This is a genomic window from Kumtagia sp. (assembly GCF_059502445.1).
Map to the genome: position 1 here is coordinate 1 of NZ_JCACER010000112.1, position 10,201 is coordinate 10,201.

Here is a 10,201-nt window from a genome sequence, read left to right on the forward strand (position 1 = left end):
CCAATCTCCCCCCTTGCGGGGGAGATGTCCGGCAGGACAGAGGGGGGTGCGAAGGGGCGCAAGCATCAAATCCGCTATATGCGGAAATTCGTGGCCGATCAAAGTGGCCTATCAATTTCCGCACAACGGCTGCGACTTCCCTCGCGTTGCCATCGCGCGCGTAAAGACCGACAATGCGCACACCGAATTCCAGGGAGCGAAGACCAATGATCGAGTATGGCCATTTCATCGGCGGCGAGCACGTCGCCGGCACCAGCGGCCGCAAGCAGGACGTCATGCAGCCCATGGACGGCTCCCTGCGCGGCGCCGTCGCGCTGGCCTCCAAGGCCGAGCTGCGGGCCGCCGTCGAGAACGCCAAGGCGGCGCAGCCGGCCTGGGCCGCCACCAATCCGCAGCGGCGGGTGCGCGTGCTGATGAAGTTCCTCGAGCTCGCCAACCGTGAATACGATTCGCTGGCTGACATCCTCGCCCGCGAGCACGGCAAGACCATCGCCGACGCCAAGGGCGACATCCAGCGCGGGCTGGAAGTGGTCGAGGTCTGCATCGGCGCCCCGCACATGATGAAGGGCGAGTTCACCGACGGCGCCGGCCCCGGCATCGACGTCTATTCGATGCGCCAGGCGCTCGGCGTGGTCGCCGGCATCACCCCGTTCAACTTCCCCGCCATGATCCCGCTGTGGAAGATCGCCCCGGCGATCGCGTCGGGCAATGCCTTCATCCTGAAGCCGTCGGAGCGCGATCCCGGCGTGCCGCTCAGGATCGCCGAGCTGTTCATCGAAGCCGGGCTGCCGGCCGGCATCCTCAACGTCGTCAACGGCGACAAGGAGGTGGTCGACGCCATCCTCGACGACCGCGACGTCAAGGCCGTCGGCTTCGTCGGCTCGACGCCGATCGCCGAGTACATCTATTCGCGCGGCTGCGCCAACGGCAAGCGCGTGCAGTGCTTCGGCGGCGCCAAGAACCACATGATCATCATGCCCGACGCCGACATGGACCAGACGGTCGACGCTCTGATCGGCGCCGGCTACGGCTCGGCCGGCGAGCGCTGCATGGCGATCTCCGTCGCCGTTCCGGTCGGCAAGGAGACGGCGGACCGGCTGATCGAGCGGCTGATCCCACGCGTCGAAAGCCTCAAGGTCGGCCCGTCGACCGATGCCTCCGCCGATTTCGGCCCGCTGGTGACGAAACAGGCGCTGGAGCGGGTGAAGGGCTATGTCGACACCGGCGTCAAGGAGGGCGCAAAACTGGTCGTCGACGGCCGCGGCTTCAAGATGCAGGGTTACGAGAACGGCTATTATATGGGCGGCTGCCTGTTCGACGACGTGACCGCCGACATGCGCATCTACAAGGAGGAGATCTTCGGCCCGGTGCTGTCGGTGGTGCGGGCGAAGAACTACGAGGAGGCGCTGCGGCTGCCCAACGAGCACGAATACGGCAACGGCGTCGCCATCTTCACCCGCGACGGCGACGCCGCCCGCGACTTCGCGGCAAAGGTGCAGGTCGGCATGGTCGGCATCAACGTGCCGATCCCGGTGCCGATCGCCTATTACACTTTCGGCGGCTGGAAGGGCTCCGGCTTCGGCGATCTGAACCAGCACGGCCCGGACGCCTTCCGCTTCTACACCAAGACCAAGACGGTCACCTCGCGCTGGCCGTCCGGCGTCAAGGAAGGCGCGGAGTTCGTCATCCCGACGATGAACTGACGCGGGGGCGCCCGCGCGTCGCGCGCCGTCACGCCGACCTTTGAAAAGGGCGCCGGGAGCTTCGGGCTTTCCGGCGCCTTTTCCATGACGGCCCTTGCGGTTCAAGCTGCCGCACACCCGACGACCATCTCGAAATCCCGCAGGAATCCGGGACGGCGAAGCCGCCGCGGACTGACGGCCGACGGCATCCGATACCACCCGGTAGGGATTTTACCCTACAAGCGAGTGGCCGGAGACACTACCTCCCACCCGACGGCCATTCCATGACACCGGTCCGTTCCCACCGATAGCCGCCACCCACCCGGAGCCCTCGCCTTGGAAAGCCTGCTGGAAACGACAGAGACCTTCATCCGCACGCATCAGGCATGGGCGGGCCTGATCGTCGGCCTGATCGCCTTCGGCGAATCCATCGTCCTGCTTGGGCTCGTCATTCCCGCGACCGGTCTCATGCTGGTCGTCGGAGGGTTGATCGGCGGCGGCCTGATCGACCCCGTGCCGGTGCTGGCCGGCGCCGTCGTCGGCGCGGTGCTCGGCGACGTCGTGTCCTACGTGATCGGCCAATGGCTTGGCCCGAGCGTGGTCCACAGATGGCCGCTCAGGCACTATCGCGAGCGCGTCGCCCGGGTCCGCCTGTTCTTCCGGAAGTACGGCTTCATGGCCGTCTTCTTCGGCCGCTTCTTCGGGCCGCTGCGCTGCACCGTGCCGCTTGTTGCCGGCATGATGGGCATGGAGCAGCGGCGTTTCCAGGCAGCCAACATTGCGTCGGCCGTCATCTGGGCGCCGATGATGCTCGCGCCGGGATGGATCACTGCCAGGGGCGCGGAGCAGTTCGGCGAACTCGGCGAGGCGCACTGGCTCGGCCTGGCGGCGCTGGTGACGGTGGCGGCCACCCTGTTCGTGGTGATCGGCGGGTGGATCGCGCGCCGCACGACTCCGGCACGCCGGCGATCCAGCCCGTCGCGATAATCTGTCGCTAAGCTAGATCGACGCGGCGGACGACTGCTCGACCGTCGCGAGCTATATCCTCTGCAAAACTCAGGCGCCTTCCCGCAGTTGGGGAAGGAAGAAGCGCGACGACGCATGGTTGCAAGGCGGTCATGAGACCGCAGCCCTGCCAGCGAACCTTTGCCGTACGGCCGTCCTCCTCGGCCGGTGGAACTTTATCGGAGACCGACACGTTCCCCTGCACCGGCGCCGTACGGGCGCCGGCCTATCGGCCCGGATCGTCCCTGCCGTGAGCCGCCGGCTGCCCGCCGCGCGGAGAGCGGCGGCACAGGAGGTGCCCATGGCACGGAAACCCTCAGCCAAACTTGCGACGCTGGCGCTTGGCGGCCTTGCCGCCGCCGGCTTGGTCTTCGCCACCGGAATGTCGGGCTCGCAGGCCCAGCAGCAGCGTGCCCAAGGCGCCTGCTTCGCCCATGACGAGCTGCAGGCGGGGCTCGCCCGCGACTACCAGGAGCGTCAGTCCGCGTATGGCCGTGTCGGCGACGAGGCGATCATGGAAATCTATGCCTCCGAAGGCGGCACCTGGACCCTGGTGATGACCAGCGTGACCGGCGAGAGCTGCATCGTCGCCGCCGGCGACGGTTGGGAGCCGGCCGTCATCAATGTCGGCCGCGGCGCCTGAGCGGGTGGCCCGGGCCACCTCGGTCTAATTGGCAGCGGCCGTGTCCGCCCAGATGCCGGACTTCTGCCGGCGCGCGTCCTCCTCTTCGTCGCGGTAGCGGGCCTTTCCCTTCGGCGCCAGTGCGAAGCCGGCGGCGGCGAGCGAGCCGCCTATGTCCTTGTCGCCGCTGCGCACGCATTCCACGAGCAGAAAGCCGTCGCGCTCGCCATGCGGCGCGCAGCGGACCAGATTGCCGCCGAGCAGCCGGTTGAGCGCGACGCGGGCGCGCAGGCCGCAGGCCCAGCGCTGGCCGTCCGCCGACCGGCAGGTCTTGGCCGTGGGGATCGGCTCGAGATCGGCCAGACGGTATTTCCTGCCCTCCTGCATGAAGCTGACGCTGTCGATGACCTGGTAGGGCACCGCGCGTTTGAGCTTCAGCGGATAGGGGTCCGGCTTGACCGCGGGGTTCTGCGCCGGCTTCGCCGGCAGACGCTCGAGCGAGGGATCGACGGTCTCCACGCGCTTCGGCTTGTCGGACCACAACTCGCCGCTCGCCTGCGCGAGCGAAGCCGCCTGCGCCGGCATGCCAGGCGCCAGCATGAGAACCGTGGCCAGTACCAGCCCATATCGGCAAAGGGCATGCCGTTGCCAGTTCATGCTTCCTCCCGTCGTTTCTGAACCGCGAGCTCGTAGGTCCGGCCGCGGCGATATCCAATAGGCCGAGGGAGGCTGCCCTGCCGCCATCGTGACGCGAGCAACCTCCCCCGTACCCATTTAACCGATTCCGCCCCCCGGCAAACCGCTTTCGCCGTGGCATCCACCAAAACGTCGGCTATGGGTAAACAATCGCGCGGTAGCGGTCCGATCCGCGAGCGGTACCCTCGCCCCGCCCGGGCCGGACGACCGCAACGAAGTCGGGCGCCGGGCGTTTGGGGATGTCCGCTGCAACAGGGGATACCGGTGCTGACATGGCCGCAGACGCTTTCGGTCGCCGTCATCGTCCTGATGATGGCGACCTTCATCTGGGGCCGCTTCCGCTATGATCTCGTCGCCGCGCTGTCGCTGCTCGCCGCGCTCGCCGTCGGGGTCGTCCCGCTCGACAAGGCGTTCAGCGGCTTCAGCGACGACATCGTCATCATCGTCGGCAGCGCGCTGCTGGTCAGCGCCGGGGTCGCGCGCAGCGGCATCATGGAACTGGCGATCCAGCGCTTCGCGCCGAACCTCTCCTCCGTGCGGGCGCAGCTGGCGCTGCTGGTGATCGTCGTCGCGCTGCTGTCGGCCTTCGTCAAGAACATCGGCGCGCTGGCGATCATGATCCCGATCGCCTTCCAGTTCGCGCGGCGCTCCGGCGCCTCGCCCTCCGTCTTCCTGATGCCGATGGCGTTCGCCGCGCTGCTCGGAGGACTGATGACGCAGATCGGGACATCGCCCAACATCGTCGTGTCGCGGCTGCGCGAGGAGATCACCGGCGAGAGCTTCACCATGTTCGACTTCACGCCGGTGGGCCTGTCGCTGACAGCGGTCGGCATGGCGTTCCTGGTGCTGTTCTATTGGATCCTTCCCGATCGCACCCGCCGGGACGCGTCGGTGCATCACGCGCTCGACATCAAGAACTATGTCGCGGAGGCCAAGGTCACGGATGGTTCCGCGGTCGCCGGCAAGACGGTCGGCGACCTGCTCAAGATCGCGGCGGGCGAGGCGGTGATCGCTTCGATCATCCGCGACGGGGGCCTCAGGATCACGCCCTTTCCCGACGCCGTGCTGCGCAGCGGCGACCGCCTCATCATCGAGGGCGACCCGCAGGCGCTCGACCGCCTTGTGGCGCAGGCGAAGCTCAACATCACCGGCGACAGGACGCTGAGCAGCGCCGACCGCGCGGCGGAGATCATGGCGATCGAGGCGGTCATCGGCGAGGGCTCCAGCCTGCTCGGCTGGTCGGCGCAGGATCTGCTGCTCTATCACCGCTTCAACATCAACCTGCTGGCGGTGAGCAGGCGCGGCGAGCGGCTCGACCGCGACCCCGGCACGATCGTGTTCCGCCTCGGCGACGTCATCCTGCTGCAGGGCAACCAGGCCGACCTGCCGGATTTCCTGCGCGAGTTCCATCTGCTGCCGCTGGCCGAGCGGCCGCTGCTGATCGGCAGCGCCCGGCGCGGCGCCGTGCCGGTGGCGATCCTGGTGGCGGCCATGGGCACGACCGCGCTCGGCTTGCTGCCGGTGCCGGTGGCCTTCTTCGCGGCGGCGGTGGCCATGCTGCTGTTCCGGGTCGTGCCGCTGCGCGAAGCCTATGGCGCGGTCGACGGTCCCATCCTCGTCATGCTGGCAGCGCTGATCCCGGTCAGCGACTCGCTGCGCACCACCGGCGCCACCGACGTGCTGGCGGCTGTGCTGGCCGATGTCGCCGCCGGGCTGCCGGCCTATGGCGCGCTGGCGCTGATCCTGGTGACGGCGATGGCGGTGACGCCGTTCCTCAACAATGCGGCCACCGTGCTGGTCATGGCGCCGATCGCCGCCGGCTTCGCCTCCGGCCTCGGCTTCAGACCGGAAGCCTTCCTGATGGCCGTGGCGATCGGCGCCGGCTGCGACTTCCTCACGCCGATCGGCCACCAGTGCAACACGCTGGTGATGGGCCCCGGCGGCTACAGGTTCTCCGACTACCCGCGGCTCGGCCTTCCGCTTTCGGTGATCGTCGTGCTGGCAGCCGTGCCGCTGCTGATGCTCGTGTGGCCGGTACGGTAAGCGTCGACCACTCAGATATGCAGCGCCTGGCCGAGCGCCTTCAGCGCCGCCTCCTGGAAGGCCTCGCCCTGGGTCGGATGGGCGTGGATGGTGCCGGCGATGTCCTCCAGCCGGGCGCCCATCTCGATCGCCATGCCGAAGGCGGCGGCAAGCTCCGACACGCCCTGACCGACCGCCTGGATGCCGAGCACGACGTGGTTGTCGGCGCGCGCCACCACCCGGACGAAGCCGTCCTCGCCATGCCTGGTCATGGCGCGGCCGTTGGCGGAGAACGGGAATAGGCCGATCTTGAGCTCGCGTCCCGTAGCCTTCGCTTCATCAGGCGACAGGCCGGCGCTCACCACTTCCGGATCGGTGAAGCAGATCGCCGGGATGCAGCGCTTGTCCCAGCTCCTTTTGTGGCCGGCGACGATCTCCGCCACCATCTCGCCCTGCGCCATGGCGCGGTGCGCCAGCATCGGCTCGCCGGTGACGTCGCCGATGGCGAAGACGCCGCGCATGGAGGTGCGGCACTGGTCGTCGATCCGGATGAAGGCGCCGGCGCGGGCGAGATCGAGCTCCTCCAGGCCCCAGCCTTCCACGGCCGGCTTGCGCCCCACCGCGACCAGGATCTTCTCCGCCGCCAGCCGGCGCTCAGTGCCGTCGGCGCCGGCGATGGTCAGTTCGCCCGCCCCGGCAAGACCCTGCGCCTTGGCGCCGAGCAGCACCTCTACGCCGAGCGCGGCGAGCCGCTTGGCGACCGGCTTCGCCAGCTCGCTGTCGTAGAGCGGCAGGATGCGGTCGGTCGCCTCCACCACCGTCACCTTCGATCCGAGCTTGGCATAGGCGATGCCGAGTTCCAGCCCGATATAGCCGGCGCCGACCACCGCGAGGCTGCCCGGCACCTTCCTGAGCGACAGCGCCTCGGTGGAGGAGATCACCGCTCCGCCTAACGGCAGCGACGGCAGCTCCACCGGCACCGAGCCGGTGGCGATGACGATCGTCTCGGCGCGGATCACCTGAATACCGGTCTCGGTCTCGACCTCGACCGTCTTGCCGTCGCGGAATCTTGCCCAGCCATGCACGGTCTTGACGCGCGCCTTCTTCAACAGGCCACTGACGCCGCTGGTGAGCCGCCCGACGATGCCGTCCTTCCAGGCGACCGTCTTTGCCAGGTCGATCGCCGGCGACGCCGCCGAGATGCCGAGCAGGCCGTTGCCGTTCGACGCCGCCCGGCGGACGATGTCGAATTCCTCGGCCGCGTGGATCAGCGCCTTGGACGGGATGCAGCCGATGGTGAGGCAGGTGCCGCCCGGCTTCTTCGCCTCGACGATGACGGTGTCGATGCCGAGCTGCCCGGCGCGGATGGCCGAGACATAGCCGCCCGGCCCGGCGCCGACCACGAGCAGCTTGCAGGAGATTTCTTTCATGGGCGCACGACCTCCACCTTGAGGAGGGTCCGGCGCTCTACGTTGCCCCCCTCTGTCCTGCCGGACATCTCCCCCACAAGGGGGGAGATCGGCCGGCCGCTTTTGCGGCTCTCATTCTGCAGCGCTGGAGATTGGCTAAGGCCATGCTGCGGGCCAATCTCCCTCCTTGTGGGGGAGATGTCCGGCAGGACAGAGGGGGGTGCGAAGGAACGCGATGCTGACCGAGAAATCATCCCTCACCCCTCCACGAAGATCAGCGCCGGCGTTTCCAGCAGCGCCTTGATGCGCTGGACGAAGACTGCGGCGTCCCAGCCGTCGACGACGCGGTGGTCGAAGGAGGAGGAGAGGTTCATCATCTTGCGCGGGATGAACTGCGTGCCGTCCCAGACCGGCCGCACCATGATCTTGTTGACGCCGACGATCGCCACTTCCGGATGGTTGATCACCGGCGTGGTGGCGACGCCGCCCATGGCGCCGAGCGAGCTTATGGTGATGGTGGAGCCGGAAAGTTCTTCCCGCGTCGCAGTGCCCGCCTTGGCGGCCTCCGCCAGCCGGTTGACCTCGGCGGCGCAGTCGAACAGGTCGCGCGCCTCGGCGTGGCGCACCACCGGCACCACGAGCCCGGCCGGCGTCTGCGCGGCGATGCCGATGTGCACGGCGCCGTGGCGGTGGATGACGCCGGCCTCGTCGTCGAACAGCGCGTTGATGCCGGGCTGCTCCTTCACCGCCTTGACCATCGCCCGCATCAGGAACGGCAGGATGGTCAGCTTCGGCCGGTCCGGGCGCTTCTCCTTGTTGAGCGCGGCGCGCAGCTCCTCCAGCGCGGTGACGTCGATCTCCTCGACATAGGTGATGTGCGGGATGCGCGCCTTCGCCAGCGCCATCTTCTCGGCGATCTTCCTGCGCAGCCCGACGACCTTGATCTCCTGTACCGACGTATCCTGCGCAAGCCCGGCAGGACGGGCCGGCTGCGGCCCGCGGGCCAGGAAGCCGTCGAGGTCTTCATGGGTGATGCGGCCGGCCGGCCCGGTGCCCGGCACCTGGCGCAGGTCGATGCCGGTCTCGCGGGCGCGCAGCCGCACGGCGGGCGAGGCCAGCGGCTTTTCGCCCTCGGGGCGCGGCGCGCCGGCGGGCGCGGCGGGTTTTGCCGCAACACCCCCACCCCTGACCCCTCCCCTCAAGGGGGAGGGGGATCCGGTTTGCGTGCCCTCGCCGTCCGCGGAAACCGGCCGTTGCGGTTTGCCTGCCGCGGCGGCGGGTGGTCCCCCTCCCCCTTGAGGGGAGGGGTCAGGGGTAGGGGTATTCTTGGCGCGCGAGGCAGCCGGTTCGGGCTTGACCTCCCTGGCCGCCCCGGCCACCGCATTGCCGTCGCCCGCCACCTTCAGCCGCACGATCGGCGAGCCGACCGGCACCGTCTCGCCGATCTCGGCACCCAGCCACAGCACCTCGCCGTCGACCGGCGACGGGATCTCGACCGTCGCCTTGTCGGTCATGACGGCGGCCAGCAGCGCGTCCTCGCGCACCAGGTCGCCGATCTTGACGTGCCATTCGACCAGCTCGGCCTCGGCCACGCCCTCGCCCACGTCGGGAAGTTTTATGACGTGCTCGGCCATGGTCACGCCTCCATCGTCTCGACGAACGCCCGGCCGACACGCGCCGGGCCTGGGAAATAGTCCCATTCCTGAGCATGCGGATAGGGCGTGTCCCAGCCGGTCACCCGCATCACCGGTGCCTCCAGGTGATAGAAGCAGTGGCGCTGCACCAGCGCCGCCAGCTCGGCGCCAAAGCCGGAGGTCAGCGTCGCCTCGTGCACGACGGTGCAGCGGCCGGTCTTCTGCACCGACGCGACGATGGCGTCGAGGTCGAGCGGCAGAAGCGTCCTCAAGTCGATGATCTCGGCGTCGATGCCGGTCTCCTCCGCCGCCGCCTCGGCGACATAGACCATGGTGCCGTAGGCGAGCACGGTGAGCTGCGATCCGGCCCTCCGGATCGCCGCCTTGCCGAGCGGCTCGGCATAGTGGCCATCAGCCACCTCGCCGAGCGCATGCTTCGCCCACGGCGTCACCGGTTTTTCGTGATGGCCGTCGAAGGGGCCGTTGTAGAGCCGTTTCGGCTCGAGAAAAATCACCGGGTCGGGGTCTTCGATCGAGGCGATGAGCAGACCCTTGGCGTCGGCCGGGTTGGACGGCACGACCACCTTCAGGCCGGAGACGTGGGTGAACAGCGCCTCCGGGCTCTGGCTGTGCGTCTGGCCGCCGAAGATGCCGCCGCCGGTCGGCATGCGGATGACGATCGGGCAGGTGAACTCGCCATTGGAGCGGTAGCGCAGGCGCGCCGCCTCCGACACGATCTGGTCGTAGGCCGGGTAGACGTAGTCGGCGAACTGCACCTCGACGCAGGGGCGCAGCCCGTAGGCGGCCATGCCGATGGCGGCTCCGACGATGCCGAGCTCGCTGATCGGCGCGTCGAAGCAGCGCGTTTTGCCGTATTTCTGCTGGAGGCCGGCGGTGCAGCGGAAGACGCCGCCGAAATAGCCGACATCCTCGCCGAAGACGACGACGCGGTCGTCGCGGCCCATGGACACGTCCATGGCGTCGCGGATCGCCTCGATCATGGTCTTGCGGGGCATCAGAATGCCTCCGCGCGAGGTGAAGAGGCTGTTGCCATGTGTCGAGAGACGGCGCTCCTTCGCACCCCCCTCTGTCCTGCCGGACATCTCCCCCGCAAGGGGGGAGATCGGCTGT

The 10,201-nt window shown here is 68.7% G+C and carries 8 protein-coding genes; 4 read left to right on the forward strand and 4 right to left on the reverse strand.

Features of this window, described 5'->3' with window-relative positions:
• The first annotated feature begins 206 nt into the window (after positions 1-206).
• The 3 genes from AC5JDC_RS29915 to AC5JDC_RS29925 all read left to right on the forward strand — a co-directional run bounded on the left by AC5JDC_RS29915 (position 207) and on the right by AC5JDC_RS29925 (position 3,330).
• Entirely contained in the window at positions 207-1,703 is a 1,497-nt protein-coding gene (locus AC5JDC_RS29915; protein ID WP_495847323.1) for a CoA-acylating methylmalonate-semialdehyde dehydrogenase, read from the forward strand.
• A gap of 315 nt (positions 1,704-2,018) precedes the next feature.
• The gene (locus AC5JDC_RS29920) at positions 2,019-2,669 is read left to right on the forward strand and encodes a DedA family protein (RefSeq protein WP_495847325.1); all 651 of its coding nucleotides are present in this window, start codon (positions 2,019-2,021) and stop codon (positions 2,667-2,669) included.
• Between the two features lie 319 nt (positions 2,670-2,988).
• Positions 2,989-3,330: a hypothetical protein gene (locus tag AC5JDC_RS29925; protein ID WP_495847327.1), complete on the forward strand. Its 342-nt coding sequence runs from the start codon at positions 2,989-2,991 to the stop codon at positions 3,328-3,330.
• A 24-nt stretch (positions 3,331-3,354) separates the two neighbouring features.
• On the opposite strand, the gene AC5JDC_RS29930 is transcribed toward AC5JDC_RS29925, so the two are convergent.
• Positions 3,355-3,966, reverse strand: a complete 612-nt coding sequence (locus AC5JDC_RS29930; RefSeq protein ID WP_495847329.1) for a thermonuclease family protein — start codon at positions 3,964-3,966, stop codon at positions 3,355-3,357.
• A 306-nt stretch (positions 3,967-4,272) separates the two neighbouring features.
• On the opposite strand from AC5JDC_RS29930, the gene AC5JDC_RS29935 reads away from it, so the two are divergent.
• Positions 4,273-6,048, forward strand: a complete 1,776-nt coding sequence (locus tag AC5JDC_RS29935) for an SLC13 family permease (protein ID WP_495847337.1) — start codon at positions 4,273-4,275, stop codon at positions 6,046-6,048.
• An 11-nt stretch (positions 6,049-6,059) separates the two neighbouring features.
• Here AC5JDC_RS29935 and lpdA read toward each other — a convergent pair whose 3' ends face one another.
• The 3 genes from lpdA to AC5JDC_RS29950 form a co-directional block, all read right to left on the reverse strand.
• Positions 6,060-7,457, reverse strand: coding sequence for a dihydrolipoyl dehydrogenase (lpdA, locus tag AC5JDC_RS29940; protein WP_495847331.1), 1,398 nt, complete (start codon positions 7,455-7,457; stop codon positions 6,060-6,062).
• A gap of 236 nt (positions 7,458-7,693) precedes the next feature.
• Positions 7,694-9,070 (reverse strand): dihydrolipoamide acetyltransferase family protein, encoded by a 1,377-nt coding sequence (locus AC5JDC_RS29945; RefSeq protein ID WP_495847333.1) that lies wholly within the window; start codon positions 9,068-9,070, stop codon positions 7,694-7,696.
• Positions 9,071-9,072: 2 nt separating this feature from the next.
• Entirely contained in the window at positions 9,073-10,086 is a 1,014-nt protein-coding gene (locus AC5JDC_RS29950) for an alpha-ketoacid dehydrogenase subunit beta (RefSeq protein WP_495847335.1), read from the reverse strand.
• Between the last annotated feature and the right edge of the window lie 115 nt (positions 10,087-10,201).

What these genes read in the sequence shown, in the direction of transcription:
- AC5JDC_RS29915 (WP_495847323.1), top strand. Translation starts at nt 207, where the DNA reads ATGATCGAGTATGGCCATTTCATCGGCGGCGAGCACGTCGCCGGCACC.
- AC5JDC_RS29930 (WP_495847329.1), bottom strand. Translation starts at nt 3,966, where the DNA reads ATGAACTGGCAACGGCATGCCCTTTGCCGATATGGGCTGGTACTGGCC.
- AC5JDC_RS29925 (WP_495847327.1), top strand. Translation starts at nt 2,989, where the DNA reads ATGGCACGGAAACCCTCAGCCAAACTTGCGACGCTGGCGCTTGGCGGC.
- AC5JDC_RS29950 (WP_495847335.1), bottom strand. Translation starts at nt 10,086, where the DNA reads ATGCCCCGCAAGACCATGATCGAGGCGATCCGCGACGCCATGGACGTG.
- AC5JDC_RS29945 (WP_495847333.1), bottom strand. Translation starts at nt 9,070, where the DNA reads ATGGCCGAGCACGTCATAAAACTTCCCGACGTGGGCGAGGGCGTGGCC.
- lpdA (WP_495847331.1), bottom strand. Translation starts at nt 7,457, where the DNA reads ATGAAAGAAATCTCCTGCAAGCTGCTCGTGGTCGGCGCCGGGCCGGGC.